Genomic DNA, 26,227 nt, shown 5'->3' on the forward strand with positions numbered 1-26,227 from the left:
TTATATCTATTACTACAATAATAAACGGATTAAAACAAAACTGGCCGGAAAAACTCCGGTTCAATACCGAAATCTTTCCGACCAGTTAGTTGCTTAAACTTCTCTCCAATTTTTGGGGTTCAGTTCACAATCGCCTTTTTATATTTATTTATAATTCTATTAACGCATTGTTGGGAACAACAAAACATCACGAATTGTTTCAGCATCAGTTAATAGCATGATCAAACGATCAATACCAATACCCAATCCACCTGTAGGTGGCATACCATATTCCAAAGACTCAATAAAGTCTTCATCGATACCTTCTGCCTCATCATTACCAGCAGCACGTTCTGCAGCTTGTGCTTCAAAACGCTCACGTTGATCAATTGGATCATTCAACTCAGTAAATGCGTTAGCATACTCGCCACCAGCGATGAACAATTCGAAACGTTGTGCAAAACGGTCATCATCAGCCTTCTTTGCTAATGGTGAGATTTCAACAGGATGTCCATAAACAAATGTTGGCTCAATTAAAGTAGATTCAACAAATTCTTCAAAGAACTCATTAATGATATGACCAACACCCCAGTATTGTTCATACTTAACACCCTTTTCATCGGCAATTGCACGGGCTTCTTCTAGTGTATATTCTTGCCAGAAATCAACACCAGTTTGTTCTTTAATTAGATCGATCATATGCTTACGGGCAAACGTCTTACTCAAATCAATTGTCTGTCCTTGATAAGTAACTGTCAAATCATCAGAAACAGCTTTAGCAGCTGCCTTAAAGATGTTTTCTGTTTCAGTCATGACATCGCCTAGGTCCCAGAATGCAGCATAAGATTCCATAACAGTAAACTCAGGGTTATGCTTTGGATCCATTCCTTCGTTACGGAAAACACGACCAATTTCATAAACACGTTCCATACCACCAACGATTAAACGCTTCAAGTGTAGTTCAAGCGCAATACGCATGTATAGATCGATGTTCAATGCATTGTGATGTGTGATAAATGGACGCGCAGCTGCACCACCGGCTGCATTTTGTAGCATTGGCGTTTCGACTTCAGTAAAGCCATCTCCGTCCATATAAGCACGCACAGCAGAAATAATCTTTGAACGCTTTTGGAAACGTTCAAATGAATCATCATTAGCAATTAAGTCCAAGTAACGTTGACGATATTTCGTTTCAACATCCGTCAAGCCATGGAACTTGTCTGGCAAGGGACGCAAAGCTTTTGAAAGATGTGTGATTTCAGTAACATTTAATGATAACTCTCCGGCACGAGTCTTCATCATCGTTCCTTTGAAACCTAACCAGTCACCCAAATCAGATTTCTTAAACCAGTCATAGACGTCCTCGCCTACGACTGGCTTTTGTACGAACACTTGGATACGTCCTGAACGATCCTTAATGTCAGCAAAACTAATCTTACCTGAACGACGTTTTATCATCATACGTCCAGCAATAGCAACTTCATTTGCCTGTGTTTCTAAATCTTCACCTGAAACATCATCATACAATTGATGTAGTTCAGATGCCATATGCGTCCGATCAAAACGGTGACCAAATGGATCGATACCTGCATCACGCAGTTCAGTCATCTTTTCACGGCGCTTGATCATTTGGTCATTTAACGACACTTGTTGGTCAGCCATATTCCTATTCCTGCCTCATTTTCCCTTTATTGATTCGTTGATGTTGCCACCATACATATTTATAAGTTTGCCAATCTTCCGTCCATTTTGCAAGTCTCAGGACTAATTTTACAAACCATTTGCGTCTTTGCTAGCAATAATAGCTTGTAGTTCACTTTCATCAAAGTTAATAATCTTACCTGTAAAACGATCAACAATTTCAATACCATGGTCTTCAGCCAAAATTTCTTGTAATTCTGACAACGGCAATGTTGCCAACATACGTGCATAATCACGCTTGGCAATTTCTGGATACAGATTAACTTCAGTTGTTGTCAACACTTTCACTTGATCAGCTCCAAACAGTTTATTTAGTAAATCAGTTGGTGTAAACCCTTCAAGCATTTGGGTAGAGATTGCTGGAAAATTAGCTAATTTATCTTCCAACGATGCAATATCTTCATCAGTTGCGTCAGGCAATGTCGAAATCATAAATCCACCAGCCGTCACCACGGTACCATCTGGATCAACTAGCACAGATACTGCTACGGCTGAAGGGATTTGCTCAGATTTAGCCATATAATAAGTTAAATCATCTCCAATTTCACCAGTTACCAACGCAACTTGCCCTGTAAATGGCTCATCCGTGCCGAAATCTTTTCTGACTGAAAGATAGCCATCTGTGCCGACCGCTTTTGCCACATCGGGTTGTCCCTGAGAAGTTAAAGGCAAGGTTACTTGTGGATTAGATACGTAGCCACGAACCTCTCCTTGTGCTGACGCTTCAACAACTATTTTGCCTGCAGGCCCTTGACCATCAATGCTGATAGCCAAACGCTCATCACCTTTCAGAATAGCATTCGATACCATCAATGAACCAAGTAAAGCGCGTCCCAAAACCGTAATGCCTAATTGTGAAGCATCATGGAAAGTGGCAACTGTTTTCATCATTTCAGTTGCTTCAATTGCAATGGCGCGAAACTTACCATCATTTGTTACCGCACGTACTAATTTATCTGCCATATTGATTTCCCTTTTCTGATTGTTTTTCCGTTATCAAGTGTAACATACAGCGCCTAAAAAGGAGAGTGTGACAAGAAACGCTTTGAAGCCGGTTGTAACAATGATGGCGTTATTTTGACTCGCAGCGCAGCGAAGGGGCAGAATTACGCCATCGTTGTTACATTGAAGCTTCAGACTTTTGAAACGCGTTTATGGAGAGCGTGACAAAAGTCGTTTTGAAGCTGGTTGTAACGAATGCACTTTAAACAAAAATGGTTGAGACATTTATTCTGTCTCAACCATTTTATATTGCTCATTTATTAAATATTAAGCACGATCATCATCATTGTCATTATCTGATGGTTCATCTTCATCATGCGTTAATGACTCTGACGCAGTTGCCTTTTCAGATGCAACATCCTCATCTTCAGTCAACTTATCATTAGCAGCCTGCTTAGCCTGCTCATATGACATTGGTGTTGACTTTTCAGGTTCAGAAGCAGCTTCATCAGGCATTTTACCAGTGTTGAACAAGCTCAAGATTTGCTTCTCATCCAACGTCTCGTACTCTAGCAAAGCTTGGGCAATTGCCTCATGCTTATCCTTGTACTTAGTAATAATGTCAGCAGCTGTGTTATAACCCTCAGTCGTGATTTTACGTACTTCTTCATCAACTAGGCGCGAAGTAGTATCTGAATAAAGTGGCTGACCGTATTGTGGGCCACCATCCTTTTCCAACTGAACCATACCAAGCTTATCCGACATACCATATTGTGTTACCATGGCGCGGGCAATACCAGTAGCTTGCTCAAAGTCATTTGAAGCTCCTGAAGATTGTTGATTAAATATCAATACTTCAGCAGCACGTCCACCCATCAAACCAGCAACCTGATCCATAGCGTCCGTCTTATTCATCAACATTTGATCTTCACGAGGTAGCATGATGGCATATCCACCAGCACGTCCACGAGGAACAATCGTAACCTTATGGACAACACGAGCCTCATTCAACACAAGGCCAACAATGGCGTGTCCTGCCTCATGGTAAGCAACGGTCTTGCGTTCCTTTGCTGACACAACACGATCCTTCTTAGCCGGACCAGCAATAACACGGTCTTCAGCTTCATCCAAATCTTTACCTGTAATGGTCGTACTGTTACGACGAGCAGCTAACAACGCCGCTTCGTTCAACAAGTTTTCCAAATCAGCTCCAACAAAGCCAGGTGTTTGCTTAGCAATTTCCGTTAAGTCAACACTTGAATCGATTGGCTTATTCTTGGCGTGGACCTTCAAGATAGACTCACGGCCCTTGATATCAGGGCGACCAACCAAAATCTTACGGTCGAAACGACCTGGACGTAGCAACGCAGGGTCAAGCACATCAGAACGGTTTGTGGCCGCCATGACAATAACACCCTCATTACCTTCGAATCCGTCCATCTCAACCAACATTTGGTTCAGCGTTTGTTCACGTTCATCGTGACCACCGCCCATGCCGTTACCACGTTGACGTCCAACAGCATCAATCTCATCGATAAAGATAATTGATGGTGCAGATTTTTTAGCATTTTCAAACAAGTCACGAACACGACTTGCCCCAACACCAACGAACATCTCAACGAAGTCAGAACCAGAAATTGAGAAGAATGGCACACCAGCTTCACCAGCAACTGCCTTGGCTAGCAAAGTTTTACCAGTTCCGGGAGGCCCCTCTAGAAGCACACCGGATGGTATACGGGCACCTAACTTTAAGAACTTCTTTGGATCCTTCAAGAATTCAACAACTTCAACAAGTTCTTGCTTTTCTTCTTCAGCACCAGCAACGTCCTTAAAGCGCTTTTTGTTTTCTGATGGGTCAGCGGGCTTAGCCTTTGACTTACCCATTCCCATCATATTGCCACGGCCACCTTGACCACCTTGGTTCATACCACCCATCATTAGGTAGAACAAACCAACCATCAAGATCAATGGCAAAATAGTTACTAGGAACGTACCCCAGAAATTAGTAGGTTGCGCCTTTGTCGTGATATCTGTATCTGCTTTATCAGCAATCTTTTGCACATTCGCAATAACATCGTCACTACCAACTAACTTTGTCTCAAAGGAAGTTGCCTTCCCCGATTGACCACCGCCTAACAACGAGGTAAAGGCGTCATTGTTGCTAGACTTTTTACTTGATTGCGCTTTTGTATAATCACCCTTAACGGTGTAAACCCCATCGTCAGGTTGAACCGTGACTTTATCAATCTTTTTGTCACGTAATTCCGTCATAAATGTTGACGTAGAGATAGTCTTAGTATTTGAGGTCTGTGTGGGCCCGGCTACCCAATATATCAACCCCATAATACCGAGGACTACGATTACGTAAAACAAACTATTACGGACAAAATTTCCGTTTCGTTGGTTTTTCATCAATTCCTCCTATAGATAGCAATAGCAGTTACTACCTTATATTATGTACGATCCTACTAACTCATTTTCCAGTTTAAATTAGTGATTTGGTGTGATATCCACCGTGTCAACAATATCAGCATGTTGTGGATCATAAACTTCGCGCTTCAAAACGCCAACATATGGCAAATTACGGTATAACTGTTTGTAATCCAGTCCATACCCTACCACAAAGGCTTTTGGTACGTCAAAGCCAACGTAATCAACAGTTGCTTCGACAACACGACCGTCTTTTTTATCCAACAAACTAGCAGTTTTCACTGATTTTGCGCCACGACTCTTTAATAATTCAATCATGAACTTTAGTGACCGACCTGTATCAACAATATCTTCCATAATGATAATATCGCGTCCATTGATATCAGTTTGTAGATCTGTTACCAAATCGACATTACCTGATGAGGCAATACCACCATTATAACTAGAAACATCGATAAACTCGACTTCCGCATATTGCATATGACGCATCACATCAACTGTCCACAAAACAGCACCTTTTAATACTGATAAGATAATTGGTGTCTTATCTTGATAGTCAGCAGCTAATTGTTCACCAACTCGTTTAGCAGCTCGTGCAATTTCCGCCTCGCTATACAATACCCGTTCGATATCATTGTTCATGTCCGGCTGGTTCATGTTTTATTAATCTCCTAAATCTTAATTCCCCTACTGTTACATAAGTTTAAGAATACCATGTTTGGCCCTAAATGTTTAGCCAATAACTAAAAGAACTGAAAAACTTTTAACTTTTTACTAAACTCAACCATTGATGGTCTCTAATTAGCCTTTGATGGTCATTCAAATGAATAGTCCCAGTAGCGACATTTTTATTTTTCATTAGTTGAATAGCCTGTTGTAATTGGCGATCCTTAATGTCTAACACTTGTTGGTTTTTTAACCATTGTTGTAGCACTAACAGCAATTGTTCCTGAGGTAATTCCCAGTCCAACTGACCTGTTTCTAATGCTACTACATATTGGTCAATTTGTGGTGCAGCTAATGCTTGTAGCGCTGTTAATTGATCGGCAAAATCAATAATATGCATCATAGCTTGCTTATTTATATGCTGCAAATCTGGAATGATTGCATGACGCAAACGATTACGAGCATAGCGTTGGTCATCATTTGTATAATCATCAATCCATTCTTGCACAGGTTCCTTAACGATATCCTTTAATGCCATCTTAGACAATCCTAAAAATGGTCGTACTAGTTGTAAGCCATTTGTTAGATTTTGTTTAGCAGGCATCCCTGTCAGCTGCTCTAAACGACTACCACGTGCTAATTTATATAAAATAGTCTCAACCTGATCATCCCGATGATGAGCAGTCACAATCATATTAGCACCAACCTGTTTTGCAACTGAAAACATGATGCCGTATCGTTTTTCACGTGCTTGTTCTTCAACTGAAACTGTTGGTGCTGCTGCCCAATCTAATGTTCTGACAGTTGCTGACTGCAAATGTGGTGTTTGTGCAAAAACTTGCCTGACCAATGCTTCTTCCTGTGATGCATCAGAACGCAGTTGATGATTAATATAAATTGCACTAACCTTTGGCTGCAGGTCTTGTGGTAAATCACCTTCTGTTAACCATCTTAATAATCGCAATGAATCTTGTCCACCCGACACAGCAACCAATACATGATCTGTTGCATCAAACAACTGTTGTTCACGAATGTGGCGGATTAAATTAGCTCGTAAAACTCTAGGTTGCATTCCTATCCACGTACTCCTTTTTCTGGCTAAGTCCATTATAGGCTAAAAATACATAGTGTGAACCAAAGCGGGTTGAACCTAAGATATCAGTTCATCGCTTTTTTGACTAAAACAAAAGTGATTGAGACAAAACAAATGTCTCAACCACTTTTTGTGCTAAAAATGTATTAATTATAAGTCTGTAAATTCTAGTTTGGAATATTAAAGACGGTCTCGCCATCTTTCGTATACATGTACTTCTCACGTACTAACTTTTCTAAGTAGCTATCATCATCCAAATCTTTAACTTCTTGTTTCAAATTAGAATGTGATGTCTTAGCAGTCGCTAGAGTCTTAGTCGTTTCAGCTAATCCAGCAGAAGCCGTTGTATATTTTGTATACTGCTTATGAAAATTCACCATAGCAATAACTGCCACAATAATCATGAAGACACCCAAAAGAAAACGTCGCCGCAAATGAATATAACGCGTATATTTCGCTTGTTGTGCTTCAATCGCGATATGGTGTTTGCCGGCAGCATTTAGTGGCCGTATATTTGATTGTTCATTTGTTTTACGCATCACTAATTGCCTTCCGAATCGTTCCAAGTGTCGGCTTACTTTTTATTATCATAACTTTACCGCAAGAATTAAAGTTTCTTAACTCTCATTAGTGTTTCTTAACATTTTCATATAAAAAAGTAACAGAGCGTTACTTTACATCCTCGTCAAAATTCTGTGCATAAGACTCCGAGACGATGCTGTACATATGTTCAGCTTCATTTTTCTTGGTTGTCTCAACAATTTCATCCACTGAAATAACTGACGTTTTGTTTCCGAAACGAATAGTCAACTCATCACCAGCTTTAACATCACTAGATGACTTGGCGGTTTTACCATTAATATCAATTCGCCCTTGGTCTGATATGTCCTTTGCTACTGAACGGCGCTTAATTAAGCGTGCTACCTTTAAATATTTATCTAATCGCATAAGTTTCCCTTTCGTTCTAAGAAGTTGTACACCTTATCCCCTTTTGGTAAAGTGTACCATTCTTCTTTTGATAATAGGCGTAAACGCCAAATCATCACTATAAACATTATTATACCAACTAATGCCGAAGTAATCAGTGTCAATAAACTAGCTAATCGTGATGAACCAAATAACATATTACTCAACCAGCACCATGATCCAGCCGTTAATAAAACAACAAGTAGCACCATTATCAGTTTATACCACCAATATCGACTATGCCATTGTCGTCGCAATTTTATTGGCAACCGTCGTAAAACAAAATATAACATTGGCACTAATGATAACAAAGTTGCCATTGCGGCACCCATAATACCAAATTTTGGTACCAATAACATATTCAAAATGTACTTAACGAACATCGTTAAAATGACAAACCAGCCAACACCTCGTGTATAATCTAAACTTTGCAAAACACTAGTAACAATCAAAATAATTGTTGCCGGAACAATTGTGATCACAAAAACCATTAATGCCTGACTACCTTCACGGGTACTAAACAATACTTGGTTCACCACGGGCATGATGGCAATTAAACCAGTAGTCGCAACACCTGATAAAATCAGTGACAATCGCAACATCATTTGAAAATCATGGATAAAAGCACCGTCTTCTTTTCGAACGGCATGCGACCGTAAAACTGGCAACAAAGAAGTACTAACAGCTGTTGCGAGTACCATTCCTAACTGGACTAACGGTTGTCCACGGTCATAGACTCCTTTGGCATACTCAGCTGCATGCGCACCTAAACCACTATTTACTAGTAAGCCTTTCGTTGAAAATGAATCAACTAACTGTAATAAGACCAATAGCCCCGCTAGCATGGCGAGTAGATTACCTTCTGACCACAAGCGCTGAAAAATCCGTATCCAGCCAATTTCTCGATCTTTTTTAACAGCCCCCGAAATTGGCGTTTGCCAAACTAATTTGATCGTACGGCTAATATATAATGTTGCTAACAGCGCCGCAAAGGCAGCTGCCGCCATCGCCCAAGTACCAATTTTATAAATTGACCAACCAGCATGAACACCCCACCAGGCTACGCCGATAATAATTCCGACACGGGCCAGTTGTTCGATGACTTGTGAAACGGCCGTTGGCATCATATGCAGTTGTCCTTGGGCAAACCCACGACCAACTGCCAAGAACGGCATGAACCAAAACATCCAGGCCACGGATCTAATGACTGGCGTTAATTTTAAATCATTTCCCATCCCCAGCGCTAACAAGGGAGCCCCACCATAAACAAACAGAAACAAAAAACAACTAATAATTAAAAGTCCCCAAAATAATCGCCGAGCAACCAGCTGTTTACGTTCATTATCAATTTGTTCGGTAATAATTTTCGAGATAAACAGTGGCCAACCACTTAAAGCCAACACGACCCCAATCCCGTATATTGGGTAAACTTGCTGATAAACATAAAAGCCAGTATTCCCAACTAAATTTTGAAAAGGAATCCGATAGACGGCACTGAGAACTTTGGCAATAATCCCCGCCAATGTCAGAATACCAGCACCTGCCATTAAATTTTGACTACTTTTACTCATATCCCTAATCCTTTTTTGGCAATAACGCTGTCAAAAACTGCATCAAGTTCTGTAACCATTCGTCATCCGTCTGTTTTGGCTGAATAGCCATTGCAAACAAAACTGGGTCATTTGCTTTAACTTGGCCACGTGTTTTTGTCGTTGTCATGGCCTGTTGGACTTGTTCACGGGTCACCTGAGCTTGTTTATCAAAACGTATCGTCACAATCATCGGTTGATTGATCGTCCGCTTAATTTGGGCAACGCCAACTTGATCAGCAACTGCCTTTAACCGCGACACCATTAACAAACGATTGGTAGCCGCTGGTATATCACCAAAACGGTCGACCAAGTCATCTGTAATTTCAGCAAACTGGTCTTCTTTAGTTGCTTTACGAATACGCTGATACAAATCGATTTTTTGTGGACCATCAGCAACGTAATCTGCTGGCAAATAGGCTTCAACCTGCAAATCCAATTCTGAATCAAAACGCTTGGGCTGCTTTCCCTGTTTAGCAGCGACGGCTTCTTGCAACATCTGCGTATACAAATCATACCCGACCGTGTTAATGAATCCGTGCTGCGATTGACCAAGTAAATCACCTGCACCACGTATCGACAAATCACGCATGGCGATTTTAAAGCCAGATCCCAATTCAGTAAAATCACGAATAGCGGTTAGACGCTTCTCACTTTCTTCATTAAGTGAACGCGTTCCTGGATAAGTGAAATAGGCATAAGCCACATTATTTGAACGACCAACGCGTCCACGCAACTGATACAATTGCGCCAGTCCCATGTAGTCCGCGTTTTCAACAAACAATGTATTGGCATTTGGAATATCCACACCAGTCTCAATAATCGTTGTTGTGACTAAGACATCATATTCACCATTAATAAAGTCAACTAAAATACCTTCCATTTGGGTTTCAGTCATTTGACCATGAATATAAGCCACTTGCGCTTCAGGAACTAGGCTCTGAATCATCCCCGCTACCTTTTCAATGTCTGCCACACTATTATGTAGATAAAAGGTTTGACCACCACGTGCCATCTCTCGTTCAATAGCGTTGGCAATGACGCGACCGTTTTGCTCCATCACATAAGTCTGGATGGGATAACGATTTGCTGGTGGCGTTTCAATGACTGATAAGTCACGTACAGCGACCATCGCCATATTTAAGGTACGTGGAATTGGTGTTGCAGTTAGCGTTAAGACATCAACATTCGTTTGCAGACTCTTTAGACGTTCCTTATGCTTTACGCCAAAACGTTGTTCCTCATCCACAATGAGCAATCCCAGGTCACCAAACGACACATCTTTGGCCAACAAACTATGCGTCCCAATCACAATATCGATGGTATGGTTCTTCAATCCATCCTTGAGTTCTTTCATTTGCTTTTTGGTTTGGAAACGTGACATCCAAGCAATCTTCAAATCCGTTCCCTCAAAACGACTCAAGAACGAATCATAATGTTGCTGGGCTAAAATAGTCGTTGGGACTAACATGGCCACCTGTTTACCCTCATGGGCTGCTTTAAAGGCTGCCCGCATAGCAACTTCAGTTTTACCAAAACCAACATCACCAACCAATAGGCGGTCCATTGGTCGTGATTTTTCCATATCAGCCTTAATTTCTTTGACCGACCGAATCTGATCTGGTGTTTCAGGATAAGGAAAGGCATCTTCAAATTGGCGCATCGCCTCATCATCTGGGGCAAATGCATAACCTTGTTTAATTTCGCGTTCCGCATATAAAGCTAGGAGTTCATCCGCAATATCCTCAACCTTTTTGGCAACTTTAGCCTTTGCCCGTTGCCACTCAGTACCGCCCATTTTATTAATTTTAGGCGCCTTTTCGGCTGCACCAACATACTTCTGTACCAAATCAAGTTGAGTCACTGGGATAAATAACTTATCACCCTTTTGATAGGCAATCGTAATGTAATCTTGCTTCACACCACGGTTTTCAATCGTCTGCATCCCCTCATAGATACCAATACCATGGTTGACGTGGACGACATAATCACCGGGGTTTAGCTCGTTATAACTTTTAATACGTTCCGCATTCGACAGTGTCTGTCGCTTTGGTGCACGTTTACGAACCTGTTGAAACAGTTCCTTTTCCGTTAACACTACCAACTTTTGCATTGGCAATTCAAAACCGGCACTCAATGGCAAAGTCGCCAATTGCGTCCGCCCTGTGGTCAATTCATCAACAGCCACTTGATTGACCTTAATGCCAAAATCATTCAATGTCTGAACCAACTTTACTTGTCGGTCATTTGAATTGGTTAAAAAAATCACGGTCATGTTTTGTTTTTGCCAACGTTCAACCTCGCCTTTAAGTAAAGGCATCTGGCCAAAGAATTGTTGTGTTGGCCGTACCGTCACGTTAGTTAAACTAGTTTGCCGTAATTGACCAATCCCTCGTTGCAGTGGTGAAAAAATCAAACTAGCTTGTTGAACATCACGTGCTTGATCAGTCAACGACCAACCAAAATCTGCATCAGTTAGTACTTGTTGCTTATCAAGTTTTTCAGTCCACCAATTCGTATCATCTAAGCGCATCTGCGCTGCATTTTCAACGGCACGAGGATAATCATCGAAAACAGCAACCCCATTCGCTGGCAAATAATCAAACAAACTAGCCGCATCAGGGTATAGCGCACGTAAATATGCTCGTATTTCTGGCAAAAGCTGTCCATCTGCTAGCGTGTTTAATAAGGGCGTGATGGCTTCAGTCAAATGTCGCTTATCTGCACCCGCTAATTGGTCACGTTGCTTCGTCATTGCTAGTTCTAAACGGGTTTTTGCCGATTGCCGTCCAGTATCACTGATAACCAAATCCGTTGCTGGCAAAATAGTTAACGACGTCATATTTTCAATACTACGTTGGTTTTCAGCATCAAACGAACGCATTGAATCCAATGCCGTATCAAAAAAATCTAATCTCACTGGATAATCTGCATTTAGCGGATACACATCAACAATCGAACCACGAATGGCAAACTCACCAGGTTGTTCAACCGTCGTATTCCGATGATATCCCATTTGGTGTAGTTGTGTTTCCAAATCTTTTAAATCATATTCATGATCAAAATCAAGCGTCAACTGCGCTTGTTGGAACGTTTTAACTGGTGGTAAGTAACGTTGCGCACCAGCAATACCAGTGACAATTACCGCCTGTGGATCGGTCAGTAATAAATGCAAGGCATTAACACGTGCCAAACGTGTATCCAACGATGTCACAGCTAGTTCAGCTGCTAAACTTTCCTCAGCAGGAAAAACCGCCACGTGCTCATCCCCCAACAACGCTTGTAAGTCTTCCGCTAATTGATCGGCATGAAATTGACTATCTGACACAATCACCATTGGTTGCTGCGTTTGTCGTTGTAACGATGCTAAATAGACTGTCCGGGCAGTACCAGAGATACCCGTCATCAAATGACGACCACCTTTAGTCAACCCAGTGGCTAATTGCTGTAAAGCCTTATCCTGTTGTAAAAGTTCAGTTAATCGCATAACGTATTTTTATCCTTTTAATTAAACTGATTCATGAGCATGGGCATTTCTGTCCCAGCCGCAAAGCCTTCAAAGATGTCTACCGCCTTATCCAATCCCGCTAATAAATCAGGTTGTTCGTCTTTGCCAAAGTGACCAAGTACATAATCAACAACTGCTTGTTGGACATGGGCCGGATGACCGATACCAAATTTCAAACGATTGAACTTTTGGGTACTCAATTGACTAGCAATGCTTTTGATGCCATTATGACCACCAGCAGAACCCTTTTGACGTAAACGTAGACGACCAAGATCCATATCCATATCATCTTGCACGACTAACAAATCCGCTAAGTCGAGCTTGTAATAATCAACTAAGGGACGCACTGCTTGTCCTGAATCATTCATATAAGTTGTTGGTTTAACTAACAAGACTTTTTCATTGTTAATACGTACATCAGCGACAAAGGCGTGATGTGCACCGTCTTGCTTGAATGTGGCTTGGTACTTATCCGCCAATGCATCCACCGTCATAAAGCCAATATTGTGGCGGGTTTTATCATATTCTTTACCAATATTTCCCAAACCAACAATCATTTTCATTTTTCTTTTGCCTCACTTTGTATGCAATTAACGCACGAAATGGGTCGAGACTAGTCAGCCCCCACCCGCGTGTGTTATTTATCTAATGTTTATAAATTCTAAACCAAATTATCCTGATTTAATAGTCCTAAAGCCTTTATTTTTTTGCTTGGTAACTATCAAACGACTCGAACTGGCCATTGTCTTGAAACTCTTTTCCTAATTGTAGCAGCATTTGATCCTGTCCCTTAGCCGCCTGCAACTGAATGCCAATAGGTAGCCCATGCTTTGTCACATAGGTTGGCAAGCTCAAAGCTGGTTCACCTGATATGTTTGCTAATTGTGTGAATGGTGTCTTCGATAAACCATGCAACCAAGCATCGTAAATTAACTGGATTTGATCGTCATGCTTTAATTTTTGAATATGCTTTAAGCGCTTAACATATTTCGGCAGGTAAGCAGGATCATTATTTTTAGGTGCTGCCGTCGCCGTCGTTGGTGTTAAGTAAATTGGATACTGCTCATGGAAATTGGTCATCTGTTGCGCAACTTTGACCATGACATTAGCAACAAATTGCTCACTCGCTGTTGTTTGCTTTTTGTCCGCTTGGTACAAAGCCCATGTCATTGGTGAAACTTTTTTAAATCGCATCGGTTTCCCAGTTTCAGCTTCAATCGCCTCGTTGGCATCCGTTCCAGTCGACGTGGCTGCTGTATAATAGGCCTTCATCAACTTTTCACCGTCAATTGGCGCATCTTTCTTAACGACAGTATATCCTTGAGCACGTAAGAACTCAACTGCTCGTTTGACTGCCTTGATAGCATCTTTGCTAACTTTCGTCCCCACTGGTGATTTTACCGAATAAGCAATTTTCAAATACTTTAAATCAGACGGTGCATCTTTTATCATTTCAGGATGCTCACCACTCTTCATCCCCGCAAAATAGGCTTGCAAGTCAGAAATATAGCGAGCATTCGCAAAGTTAACTGTTGAAGGAACGATACTATCACCTGTTATCGCACCTTGGGTTGGCTTTAGTCCAATCACACCCGTGAATGATGCTGGGATTCGCAATGAGCCGCCAGCATCGTTACCGGTTGCGAGTGGCACAAAATCTGCAGCAACACTAGCAACAGCCCCTCCTGAAGAACCACCAGTATTACGATTTAAGCGCCAAGGATTGTGTGCCGTACCATTCAGTTTCGAAGCGGTCACGTTAATCAACCCTAATTCTGGATAATTAGTTTGGCCGATAATAATGAACCCCAGTGACTGTAGTTGCTTCACATAATCACTGGTCTCGTTCGCCTGTTTATTCTTTAAAGCTAACAAACCTCTGGTATTAGACGCCTCTTTCAGTTGCTGACCTAACCCTTTAATTAAAATAGGTACACCATAAAATGGCTGGCCAGTATCCTCTAAATCAGCCGCTTCTTGCAAAGCAGCTGATTCACGCAAACTAATCACGGCGTTTAACTGCGGGTTATCTGCTTTAATGCGCGCAACAACATGCTTGATCAATTGGCGGCTAGTAACTTGACCACTGCGAATCATTTGCGCCAAGTCACTAGCTGAAGCATTCCGATAGCTAAATTCTGAAATCCCATAGCCCTGGGCATACTCATGCTGCAAAGATTTTCTATCTGCATGTACGATTCGTTGTCGCGTAAAAAAGCCAATTCCCCCAGCTAATATCGTCAAAGCAGCCCCGACTGTTATTTTCTGTTCTCTATTCATTCGATATCCCCCAAAAGTCAACATTTTATCGTACGATACCCAACTAAAATAATACATAATTAGTGGCATGACTTACCTTTAGTTTACGCTTTTCATTATAACTTAAAAGGACCGTTAATCTAACCATTTCAACTTGGTAGATTGACGGTCCAATTATTTAATTTTTTGTCCCGTGAGAATCTTCCCAACGGGTTCTGGCAATCGATGCAATGATTGCAATCGCAAGCAAACTAACGATAACAATCAATGAAGCAACATTGGTAATTTCAAAATGCCAGTCGGCCATTTTACCACCTTCGTTAATCAACATTTTGGCACCGATAAATGCCAAGATAAGCGCCAAAGCATATTTGATATAACGGAACATTGGCAACAACTTTGACAAGGCAAAGAATAATGATCGTAGTCCTAGCACCGCAAAAATATTTGAGGTCACCACAATAAACGTATCCTGCGTCACAGCTAACACGGCTGGAATAGAATCAACTGCAAATAGAATATCTGACAGCTCAATAAAAATTAAAGCAATTAGAAACGGTGTCACAAACCATTTGCCATTTTCTTTAACCATAAAATGTGGCTTGCTGACATCTTCCTTAACCGGTAATATTTTGTGCAAAACTTGAATAATTTTACTATCATTCAAGTCTTTATCATCACCTTTATCAAACAACATCTTAACGCCCGTATAAACTAAGAAAATACCGAATAGATACATCAACCATTCAAATTTACTCAATAATGCGGCACCACCCAAAATAAAGAGCAGTCGCATGATAATAGCACCAAAAATACCCCAGAATAGGACACGGTGTTGATAACGTGCTTCAATCCCAAAGAAACCAAAAACTAAGATAAAGATAAACAAATTATCCATACTTAGCGATTCCTCCAGCAAATAACCTGTCACAAAGTCAACGGCATGACCGCTGCCTTCAAAATACCAAATGCCGGCTGCAAAAATAAAGGCTAACACCACCCACATCGCTGTCTGCAAAAGGGATTTTTTAAAAGTTGGGACTTCATCTTTTTTATTTAAAACACCTAAATCTAAGGCTAACATTGCAATAACAAATAGAAAAAAACCAATCCAAACCCATATACTAACTGTCATCAAGTACGCTTCCTTTTTTAATTCCACTGTAATTCTGCAACGGAGTGTTCTAGCAGATAATTGTATCAGGGTGTCCAGTGGTTGTCCATGTATAGAGTAATCACAATTTTATAACCCGTAATCATCAATGTTACTGCATTAAAAAAGCCGAGACGGAATAGTCTCAGCTTGTTAATGCTTAAAACATATTAAATGTCTATATCATCGATATTAACACCAATGGCTTCAGCTACACGTTTACCATAATCCATATCCGCGCGTGCCATTTGTTGTACCATCAACTGCTTATTTTCAAGGCTATCAATAGTACCTAGGTTACCCTTGAATGTCTCAACCAAACGTTCTTTCTCATCTTCAGACATGATGTTGTACAAACGACCAGCTGCTGAATAATAGTCGGTATCATAAGGCTCATACGCACCTGTCATGCCTTGGAACATGTCACCTGTAATTGATGCATGAGGGTCTTCAACCGGACCATTTTGGCCATTTGGTTCGTAATTAACACTACCATCTTGGTTTTGCGCCATAAAGCCATCCCGTGCATAGTTATGAACTTCATTACGTGGCCGATTAGCCTTTAGTTGCTCATAATTAGCCCCCAAACGATAGCGAGCGGCATCCTTGTATGAGAACAAACGTCCCTGCAACAACTTATCCATTGAAGGTTCGATACCTGGTACTAAATTAGCTGGTGAAAAGGCAATTTCTTCGACATCTTCAAAGTAATTATCAGGATTAGCGTTTAATGTCATTACCCCAACTTCGTGAAGAGGATAATCTTTGTGCGAAACGGTCTTCGTCACATCGAAAATATCATATTTATAATCAAGCCCTTCTTGATAAGGAATAATCTGCACTGAAAGGGTCCATGAAGGATAGTCACCATCTTCAATTGCGTTGAACATTTCATTTTGTAGATAATCAGTATCTTCACTAGCCAATTTAGCAGCCAGCTCATTAGACATGTTTGACACACCTTGGTTACTGATGAAGTGATACTTCACCCAGAATTGTTCACCATCAGCATTGACCCACTTATATGTGTGACTACCATAACCATTCATCGTACGGAAACTCGTTGGATTACCACGATCCCCCATTAGATAAGTCACTTGGTGAATTGATTCTGGTGAATGAGCCCAGAAATCAAATTGCATGTTCGCATCACGTTTGTGTGTACGTGGATCACGCTTTTGTGAGTGAATAAAGTCTGGGAACTTTAGTGGATCATTGATGAAGAAAACGGGTGTGTTATTCCCAACAATATCGTAATTTCCCTCTTCTGTATAAAATTTAACAGAAAAACCATGCACATCACGAATGGTATCTGGGTACCCAGACTCACCCGCCACTGATGAAAAGCGCACAGCAAGTGGTGTTTCTTTGTTCTCCCCATTGAACAAATTAGCCTTAGTATATTGACTCATATCATGAGTCAACTTAAAGACACCCTTAGCACCAGCACCTTTTGCGTGAACGACACGCTCAGGGATACGTTCACGATCAAAATGCGCCAACTTCTCTAATAATTGGTAGTCTTGCATCAAGACAGGGCCACGCTCACCAGCTGTTAAACTGTGTTGATTATTAGCCCATGGTTGTCCTGATTGTGTTGTTAACTTGTCTGCCATTATATTCCCCCGTTCATAATCTGTCTGTTAATTAAAATGTAGACTGCATAAATCTATATAGTTAATTATACTGTCAATCGTTTATTATGCAAATACACTAATTTATTATGCTAATGTGATTTATATAACAAGAAAACTTATTATATACAAGTAACAAGCTTCATATCAGAGCATGACAGTCATTCATCATTTTTATTAAAAATATAGCTGGGCAGAAAAATCATTCGACTTTTCTACCCAGCTCTAAAATTAAACCAAAATCTATTTATCTTAATTATTCTGCTTGCATGTCTTTAAGTATGCGAAAGTTATGCTGGTGAACAACGAAGTAAATGAACATTGCCAAAATCGAAACAACGCCAACACTCGCTAACACGATGACTTCTGTTGATACCGAACCACCGATCATAATGGTCTCACGCAAACCATTAACTGAGTATGTCATTGGTACGAGTGGATGTAACCATTCATAGAACTTATTTGACAGCTCAATTGGGTAAGTTCCAGCGGCAACACTTAGTTGCAAAACTAACAATACCATTGAAACAAAGGCACCGGCTTTACCGAACCACATATAAATAGCTGTGACTAATGCTGCGTCTGCATAACTCGTCAACAACATGATGAACATTGTTTGTCCTGGGTTGACCGGATCCATGCCTAAGATCCAATCACTTAGTGCATAGAGCGTTAGTGCAGCCATGGTTGCAATACCAAAGAGAATCAGCATCTTTGAACCAAACCATGCCCCCAAAGATGAAACCTTGTCTCGTGGTGAGACCATGTCAAGCATCAGATTAAGCGCCATCATACCGACAAACATTCCGACAGAGAACATATATGGAATCATACCCGTTCCATTATTAGGTACCTGGTCTTTCTCTGTATGCGAAAGTGTGGCTGGCGAAGCCATTTGCTTGAACGTACCCTTAGTACCCTTCAGCTGGTCGGCTTGCTTTCCTGCTTTGCCTAATTGGTCAGCAAGAGTCGTATTCCCCTTATTCATCTCAGTCAATGCAGGTCCCATTTGTTTAGCTGCATCGGCTAACTGACCAGACCCATCACTAATTTGGCCTGCACCACTAGATAGTTGACTAGCACCACTATTTAACTGGCCACTCATACCAGACAATGTTTGCAAACCATTATCTAGTGTTTGCGCACCGTTAGCTAATTGACCAACGCCACCACTCAATTGCTGAGCACCTGACTGTAATGCAGAAACACCATCATTTAGTGTGGCTGACTTGCCTTGCAATGTCTGTAGACCATCACTTAATGTTTTAGCACCACCTGATAATTGGCCAACTGCTTTTTGTACAGCTGGTACTTTATCATTAAGTTGTTGTGATCCAGATGCTAATTGATCAACAGCATCTGGCAACTTCTCCATCTCTGTTAATTGATTATTTACTTGGTGCAAATCTGTATTCTTAGCCGATTGCGCTAATTCAGTTAATGTTGCTTGATGTTTCTGAGCAACATCTTCCAACTGCGTCACATTTGACTGCAATGACTTTGCATGTTCAGTCATTGTGGCTAATACTTGCGTAGTTTGTGTATCACTTTGTTTACTTACTAATGATTTAACAAATTTTGCTTTTTGTTCATCAGAAATATCAATATCTGCCTCTTGCATAGCTGCATTCACATTATTCGTTAATGTCTCTTGATCAGCCGCATTAGCTTTGGCCAAGGCCTTTAAATCTGATTGCAAGGTATCAAACTGGTTATTGATTGTTTGATCATCAGGCAACGCTGATTTCGTATCATCAACAACACTAGATAGTGCCGAAACCTGTTTTTGAACTTTGGTCAAGTTCCCTTTGACATCATTATCAACCATTTCCTGATTCAATTGTGACAGCCCATCATTCAGCTTATTCACACCGTTAGCAAATGTTGGTATTTGTTGATTCAACTGGTTCAATCCCGTTGAAAGCGTCTGACTCCCATCTGCTGCTGTGCCAACCGCTGCTGTATATTGTTGTGTCCCTTGACTTAGCTGATCAATACCACTAATCAACGTTGGTGCTTGCTGATTCATTTGATTCAACCCATTAGCTAATTGTGAACTACCATCACTAGCAGTACCAACCGCAGACGTATATTGACCGATACCTTGTGTTAAAGTTTTCGCACCATCTTCAAAAGTTAATGAACTACTTGCCAGTTTTTCAAGATTAGTCGTAACTTGATCACTACCAGATTTTAAGGTATTTGCCCCATCTGCCAATTTCTTGTTGGCTTTACCAGCCTTGGTCATCCCATCACCAGCTTGCTTCATTTCTTTAAAGATGGTTTTTGTATATATCTTCGTGACTTTGTCAGAAATTTGATTACCAATTTTTTGAGCGCCCGTTTCAGATAATTTACCGGCAATAAAACTGTGTCCTGAACTCGTTTCATATTGCAGTTTCATCTGTTTTGGTGTTTTGTCCAATAAAGTTGTTGCATGCGCTGAAAAATTCTTTGGAATCGTAATAACAGTATAGTATTTACCACTATCTAAACCTTTATCAGCAGCTTTTTCTGATGGGAATTTAAAATTCATGGCATCAGATTTTTCTAATTCATTTTTTAAATCATGTCCAACTTTTAGCTTTTTACCTTGATAAGTAACTGCCTGATCCTTGTTAACAACCGCTACTGGCAATTTACTCACTTCGCCATACGGATTCCACAGTGACCCTAAAAAGGTAACCGCATATATGGACGGCACAAAAAACAATACAAAAATGACTAACATATAAAACTTGTGGTTTTTTAGCCACTGCCACTCAGATTTTAGCATTGGACACTCTCCTTCTTAACAAGAATTATTGAACAACTTGTTGAATAATTTATCTACCTGCATTATATTAATGCTAATAGGGAGTTAGTACAATAGACAATTTTTAACACGTTGTTCAATAAATGGAGTAGAAATTATGAGACAAGCAGAACGTAACGCAAGAACACAAAAAAATATTAAACGATCTTTTATTCAACTGATTGAAACAAAGGGATTCACGAATATTACCGTATCTGACATCACTCGAGATGCCAAAGTAAGTCGCGGCACATTTTATGTACATTATACGGATAAATATGAATTACTGTCTAAAATTGAAGATGAATTGATTATGAATATTACAGCTGCCTTGAAAGATAATCTCAAGGAACCATTAAGTAATGATTCAACTACTGATAGGTCTGGGGCAACCTATCGCGTGTTTAATCAGGCACTGGAATACGTAAATGGCGAACGGGCGGCCATGCACGCTTTATTTTCAACCAATGGTGACCCACAATTTTTCTCACAAATAAAAGGTGTGGTAGACAATCTTTTCACTATGCAACTTCAGAAAAACGAGGGCCACTTTTCTACTGCAATACCAATTGATTATACAAAGGAAATTGCCATTAATAGCATTCTCAATATCGTCCGTCATTGGATTGATAAAGAAAATCCAGAGTCACCTGAAGAACTCGCTGAAATTTTGATGCGAAGTCGTTTTATGGCGCCACATGACTTGATTGCATTTGACTAAACAACAACCGATGTGAACAAAATAATACAGATGTAATTTTAGGTTATAACTGTATTGCTCTGTTCACTTTTTATTCCGATAGCTATTAACCAATATGTATGTAAACCAATTTTAAAGTCGTTCAAAAAGTATTTAAATTTGTTCTTAAAATCTTTAAATTTAATTTTGTAATTTTTTCGTAACCTCGAAACCCGATTGTCACGGTTTCTATCAAAAAAAGTGCTTTAACCAAGTAATGATTTTACTTTTTTCGTAATTAGCATTTGTGAAAAAAATATCTTACAATAAATCACATCAACTTATAACGATATATAAAAGGCGGTTTTCTATGCGACTAATTGGCAAAAAAGTGTTCATCTATCCGGGAATTATATTGAGTTTAATATCAGGTGGTATCGCCATTGATTCAGGACTAACCTTTTTTAACACGCAATCAGTTCAAGCAGACACAACTTCGCAACAATTAGTAGACTTACTTGATCCTACTGGCGCGGCGAATACGCACCTATTAGCATCAAATTTTTATTTGAAAAACTACCAATCAAACCAATATTTAAGTAATCAATCAGGTGCCCCAGCTGCTACGGATAAACCTGCATCAGACTCAGAATCATTATGGACCGGAAATTATATGACTTCCGGTCATTATCAACTTACCAATGAAAATAGCCAAAAACTGCTAACTAGTGGCACAGGCAATGCAATCAACTTTTCAGATACCAGTACCGACAAATCAATTACCAATAACCAATGGGAATTACAATCCGTTCCTGCCAGCAACGTTAGTGGTAAAAAGAATGTTTACCTAATTAAAAATAAAGACACTGGCCAATACTTAGCACAAGATAACGACAACACTCATGTAATTTCGTCATCTAGTCATGATAAGTCAGCCTATTGGCAATTAGACCCACAAACAATGGACAAGGTGGCACAAGTATTTACAACTGATGGCTTCAAGTCATTGACCTCAGACGAACAAACTGGTCTGTTCAACTATACTTCTGCAGCAAGTTCTCGCTCAGCTCATATGCGTGGGGTTCTGAAGGATGTCGCGACGGATGAATTTTTCAATGAATCCGTTAGTGATCAAGCTGCCGCATTACGGAAAGTGCTAGATAATGGTGGTTCCCCCCAAGTTAATCGTGGTGTAAACGATGAATCAACCGGCTACAAAACAACCTATAAACTATCTAAATCAACCGCCACAACTTATTCTGAGTACTCTAAAGATGGAGATGTAAAAGGGTATCGAACAGCCGTTACTTTGAACAACTCGATAACAGAGCAGCCACAACAGGTAATTAATGTTTATACAACCGAGGCCAGTCAGGCCAAGGAGGTCGCCAAAGCTTATGCGGTGATCCCATACGAATTTAGACAATATATCACTAATGTGTTCCAAACTAATAATGATGATAATACTTTTAATACAGGTAAAGATATGATGGCAATTCGTATGAATTCTCTACCCAAAAATGGTCAGATTGCCATGACTGGTGCTCATGAACTGGGTCATAGCTTGACATTCAATGATCCTAATTCTGACGATTATTCACATACACAGGAATGGACTGACGCCGTCAAAGCCGATGCAGCTGCCGTTTCCGACTGTGGATCTTCTAATGAAGATGAAGGATTTGCCGAATTCACCCAACTGATTATCTCAAGTTTGGGCAATCCACACGACATGCAAGCTATCCAAACAATGTATCCTCATCGTTGGGCAGCTTTCGAAAAGTACTTTAATAGTTTGAACGGGAATGATGCTTTAGAAAAACTCTATTCTCCTGTTTCAACTCCATTTAACGAAACAAATTGAAAGGCTGAAAGATAAACAGATTCATTTCAGGATATATATAAAGAGGTTGGGACCAAACAACGGTCCCAACCTCTTTGTGCTAAAAATGCATTAATTATAAGCCAATAAATATTGCCAATTCCTTTCAAGTTGTGCTACCAACTGTGACAGAGAGATTGATCGGATATCAGCTACCTTTTGATAGACTTGTTTTAACAATCCGGCATACTCACTAGTGGCTACTTCTCTTTTTAGGACCCACCGAAAACTTTCTAGGCCATCCGATTCAATAAACATCTGCGACAATGGTATTTTCTGGGCAAAAGTCTGGACGACCTCATCTGTTAAGACATCTGGTCCAATCGAAAAATAACTGTTTGGTCGCGCCAGGTACGCCGATTGTAATTCGGCTGACGAATACCAATGTACAAGTACAGTTAAATCAGGTAATTCATTGATAATACGCAAAATTTCATGTTCGCAACCTTTAGTATGTAAAATGACTGGTCGATGGCTGTCATTCGCAACATGTAATTGTTGCAAAAAAACGGGTCTTTGGACTGATAACGGTACATCAGTCCACTCCGTATCTAAACCAATTTCGCCAATAATTGCCACCTGTGATAATAGCTGCTCATCAATGGCCTGGCGTTCTGATTCCCATGGATGAACGCCATAACTTAATAATTGCTGATGTCCCGCATATTGTGCATTAAAATGATATTCTTCAGTTGTCGTTGCATTTAAAATAGAAGCAACCTGAGCCTGTTGCTGTTCCTTGACAAAATCGATATCCCCATCACTATGACTGTGCATGTCAATTAACATAATTCCCTCCATACAAAAAAGCTGGAACATTTCTTTTGTCCCAGCCCAATCGCACAACCATCACATATATGATGACTGTGATAAATCTTCCAACGACTCCAAATGGTAGCCTTTTCTAGATAAAATTTTGATAATTTTTGATAACGAGCCTTCACTAACTGTATCGGGAAGTGTAAACAAGAGTCGCGTTGTCCGCGGATTTTTATCTGGATCTAACGTCATCGTCGACGAAATAGTCGTATATCGTGAAATGATATGGGCAGCTTTTTCTAAACTTCCCCGCTCACCATCAGATACCACCGTCAAGCTATATCGCCCTTTATTAGTTGCCCAAGAGTCAGCTAATAATCGCATCATACGACTATGTGTTAAGATCCCCATAAAATGGTTGTCTTTATCCAATACCGAAACAAACGGTAAATCCTTTAGTGTAAAGAATGCTTCATAAAAAGTTGCTTCAACACGTACAAACTTCGTCATATTCCGCATATAACTTGTCACTGGCACATCTAACTCGCCACCTTCAATTATATGATGGTATATATGTAGCTTATAAATGGCTCCTCGAAACAATTGTCCACTTTCATCCAAAATAGGAATAGCTCGAAAGTTGGAATGATCAAAGATATCTAATGCATCTTTAAGTGTTGCATTTTCACTGAGCGTTGTTAACACGTCTCGAGATTTCACCAGTGTCGTTAGCATTTAGACAACTCCTATCCTTAGTTTCTAATCTAATTATAATACCACGAAACCATTACTACTGCACTCTTTTCTAGTAATCGTAACCTAAAATTCACATTAAATGAGAAAATTAGGGACTTTGTTACCGTCGCATATGACTGTTAAAACAGACTGTAAACCGTAAATACCGCTCATAAAAATTACCAGTTTATAATTAAGCCATTTTAAGCGTAAAAGGAGTCGACACTCATTTTCTCCCCCCCATTTAACTATATTAATTTTATGATGAATAGGTGTAAGATAGTTTTATGGTTATTAACTATCGCTTTATCATCAACTTGATTGATGTAAAAAATAATTATTAAGGAGCTAAACCTATATGCTATCAACCTTTTTCATCTCACTAAATAGTGTCTTGATTATTATTACTGTTATTATTATCGGCTTCTTAATTGGTAAATCAAGAATCGTTAGCCCAAATTTCATTAATGACGTATCTACGATCGTTGTGAATGTTGCCCTACCCATTTCGGTATTTATTTCTGCCCAAAACTATATCACGAGGCAAAATTTTAATACGCTTTTGATCGGTTTTGTTTTATCGATGATATCAATTGGCACTTGTTTTCTAATTGCTATTCCTATTGGACGAGCATTACATTTACAAAAGGATCGCAAAAGCCTATTTACCAACGCTTTCGTTAACGCCAACACCTTGTTCGTTGGATTACCTTTAAATATTGCTTTGTTCGGTAATAAAAGTTTACCCTACTTTCTAGCTTATTTTGTGGCCAACACGATCACGACTTGGGGAATCGGTGTGAAATTGATTTACAAAGACAACCCAGAAGCAATCGCCAACTATCCAACGAGTCTCTGGCGACGGTTTATAAATTTCTTTACACCGCCAATGTGGGGCTTTGTTATCGGAATTATCTGTTTCTTCATTAATATAAAATTACCAGTAGACGGCTTTTTATATCAATCGTTTAACTACGTTGCTAATACGGTTACCCCACTATCATTAATTTTCCTTGGTTTACAATTAGCAAAAACAAAACTGGCAGCCATGAAGGTCGAAAAAATCGACCTCATTGCTCAGTTTGGAAAATTTATTATGGCCCCATTGATGATGTCAATTGTATTATGGATCAATCAATTGCTTGGTTGGGTCACTTTACCAGATTTGTTCACCAAAACATTATTGATCCAATCAATCACACCTATGCTCACGGTATTACCAATGTTAGCTGATCAAAATAATATGGATGTTGAATTTTCAACCCGTGTTTTAACCGAAAGTATTTTCATCTTCCCATTTGCGGTCGTACTGATTATGCTAGTTGTTTAAAGTTTCCGAATACACGAAATATAAATAGAGGGAGCGAGACAAAAGTCGCTTTGAAGCTGGTGTGTAACGTTATTTGCGTCATTTTTGGCCGAAGCAAAGCGAAGGACAAGAATGTCGTAAATTGCGTT

20 protein-coding genes are annotated in these 26,227 nt (G+C 40.0%); 4 read left to right on the forward strand and 16 right to left on the reverse strand.

Annotated elements, in window-relative coordinates; translation table 11 throughout:
* The first annotated feature begins 4 nt into the window (after window positions 1-4).
* Window positions 5-97 (forward strand): IS3 family transposase, encoded by a 93-nt coding sequence (locus NGR58_RS05880; RefSeq protein ID WP_407077141.1) that lies wholly within the window; start codon window positions 5-7, stop codon window positions 95-97.
* Window positions 98-159: 62 nt separating this feature from the next.
* Here the strand turns inward: NGR58_RS05880 and lysS are convergent, their stop codons facing one another.
* From lysS to NGR58_RS05950, 14 genes are all read right to left on the reverse strand, one after another.
* Window positions 160-1,641 (reverse strand): lysine--tRNA ligase, encoded by a 1,482-nt coding sequence (gene lysS / locus NGR58_RS05885; RefSeq protein ID WP_258088679.1) that lies wholly within the window; start codon window positions 1,639-1,641, stop codon window positions 160-162.
* 108 nt (window positions 1,642-1,749) lie between these two features.
* Window positions 1,750-2,643, reverse strand: a complete 894-nt coding sequence (gene hslO / locus NGR58_RS05890) for an Hsp33 family molecular chaperone HslO (protein ID WP_258088680.1) — start codon at window positions 2,641-2,643, stop codon at window positions 1,750-1,752.
* Between the two features lie 306 nt (window positions 2,644-2,949).
* Window positions 2,950-5,034, reverse strand: a complete 2,085-nt coding sequence (ftsH, locus tag NGR58_RS05895; RefSeq protein WP_258088681.1) for an ATP-dependent zinc metalloprotease FtsH — start codon at window positions 5,032-5,034, stop codon at window positions 2,950-2,952.
* A 78-nt stretch (window positions 5,035-5,112) separates the two neighbouring features.
* Complete coding sequence (gene hpt / locus NGR58_RS05900; RefSeq protein WP_258088682.1) at window positions 5,113-5,709, reverse strand: hypoxanthine phosphoribosyltransferase; 597 nt, start codon at window positions 5,707-5,709, stop codon at window positions 5,113-5,115.
* A 106-nt stretch (window positions 5,710-5,815) separates the two neighbouring features.
* Window positions 5,816-6,790, reverse strand: a complete 975-nt coding sequence (gene tilS, locus NGR58_RS05905; RefSeq protein ID WP_258088683.1) for a tRNA lysidine(34) synthetase TilS — start codon at window positions 6,788-6,790, stop codon at window positions 5,816-5,818.
* Window positions 6,791-6,978: 188 nt separating this feature from the next.
* Window positions 6,979-7,350: an FtsB family cell division protein gene (locus NGR58_RS05910; protein ID WP_258088684.1), complete on the reverse strand. Its 372-nt coding sequence runs from the start codon at window positions 7,348-7,350 to the stop codon at window positions 6,979-6,981.
* 130 nt (window positions 7,351-7,480) lie between these two features.
* Window positions 7,481-7,759: an RNA-binding S4 domain-containing protein gene (locus NGR58_RS05915; RefSeq protein WP_258088685.1), complete on the reverse strand. Its 279-nt coding sequence runs from the start codon at window positions 7,757-7,759 to the stop codon at window positions 7,481-7,483.
* A complete protein-coding gene (locus NGR58_RS05920) occupies window positions 7,750-9,348 on the reverse strand; it encodes a polysaccharide biosynthesis protein (RefSeq protein WP_258088686.1) in 1,599 nt (532 codons plus the stop codon). The genes NGR58_RS05915 and NGR58_RS05920 overlap by 10 nt, the downstream gene beginning before the upstream one ends.
* 4 nt (window positions 9,349-9,352) lie before the next feature.
* Complete coding sequence (mfd, locus tag NGR58_RS05925) at window positions 9,353-12,853, reverse strand: transcription-repair coupling factor (protein ID WP_258088687.1); 3,501 nt, start codon at window positions 12,851-12,853, stop codon at window positions 9,353-9,355.
* A 17-nt stretch (window positions 12,854-12,870) separates the two neighbouring features.
* Entirely contained in the window at window positions 12,871-13,437 is a 567-nt protein-coding gene (gene pth / locus NGR58_RS05930; protein WP_258088688.1) for an aminoacyl-tRNA hydrolase, read from the reverse strand.
* 136 nt (window positions 13,438-13,573) lie between these two features.
* Window positions 13,574-15,154 (reverse strand): amidase family protein, encoded by a 1,581-nt coding sequence (locus NGR58_RS05935; RefSeq protein ID WP_258088689.1) that lies wholly within the window; start codon window positions 15,152-15,154, stop codon window positions 13,574-13,576.
* A gap of 157 nt (window positions 15,155-15,311) precedes the next feature.
* Window positions 15,312-16,268, reverse strand: coding sequence for a TerC family protein (locus tag NGR58_RS05940; protein ID WP_258088690.1), 957 nt, complete (start codon window positions 16,266-16,268; stop codon window positions 15,312-15,314).
* 188 nt (window positions 16,269-16,456) lie between these two features.
* A complete protein-coding gene (locus NGR58_RS05945) occupies window positions 16,457-17,902 on the reverse strand; it encodes a catalase (protein ID WP_258088691.1) in 1,446 nt (481 codons plus the stop codon).
* Between the two features lie 274 nt (window positions 17,903-18,176).
* Window positions 18,177-20,696, reverse strand: a complete 2,520-nt coding sequence (locus NGR58_RS05950; protein WP_258088692.1) for a YhgE/Pip domain-containing protein — start codon at window positions 20,694-20,696, stop codon at window positions 18,177-18,179.
* Between the two features lie 136 nt (window positions 20,697-20,832).
* Between NGR58_RS05950 and NGR58_RS05955 the strand changes: the two genes are divergently transcribed.
* Both NGR58_RS05955 and NGR58_RS05960 read left to right on the forward strand, forming a co-directional pair.
* Window positions 20,833-21,435 carry a TetR/AcrR family transcriptional regulator gene (locus tag NGR58_RS05955; protein ID WP_258088693.1) on the forward strand — a complete coding sequence of 201 codons (603 nt, stop codon included), beginning with the start codon at window positions 20,833-20,835 and terminating at the stop codon, window positions 21,433-21,435.
* A 328-nt stretch (window positions 21,436-21,763) separates the two neighbouring features.
* The gene (locus tag NGR58_RS05960; RefSeq protein ID WP_258088694.1) at window positions 21,764-23,257 is read left to right on the forward strand and encodes an eL20 family ribosomal protein; all 1,494 of its coding nucleotides are present in this window, start codon (window positions 21,764-21,766) and stop codon (window positions 23,255-23,257) included.
* 90 nt (window positions 23,258-23,347) lie between these two features.
* On the opposite strand, the gene NGR58_RS05965 is transcribed toward NGR58_RS05960, so the two are convergent.
* Both NGR58_RS05965 and cbpA read right to left on the reverse strand, forming a co-directional pair.
* Entirely contained in the window at window positions 23,348-24,064 is a 717-nt protein-coding gene (locus tag NGR58_RS05965) for a TatD family hydrolase (protein WP_258088695.1), read from the reverse strand.
* Between the two features lie 60 nt (window positions 24,065-24,124).
* On the reverse strand, window positions 24,125-24,769 hold the full coding sequence (gene cbpA, locus NGR58_RS05970; RefSeq protein WP_258088696.1) for a cyclic di-AMP binding protein CbpA: 645 nt from the start codon (window positions 24,767-24,769) through the stop codon (window positions 24,125-24,127).
* Window positions 24,770-25,127: 358 nt separating this feature from the next.
* Here cbpA and NGR58_RS05975 point away from each other — a divergent pair, with 358 nt between their 5' ends.
* Complete coding sequence (locus tag NGR58_RS05975) at window positions 25,128-26,099, forward strand: AEC family transporter (RefSeq protein ID WP_258088697.1); 972 nt, start codon at window positions 25,128-25,130, stop codon at window positions 26,097-26,099.
* Window positions 26,100-26,227: the final 128 nt, after the last annotated feature.

The sequence above is a fragment of the Weissella fangxianensis genome (genome assembly GCF_024718545.1).
Taxonomy (GTDB): domain Bacteria; phylum Bacillota; class Bacilli; order Lactobacillales; family Lactobacillaceae; genus Weissella; species Weissella fangxianensis.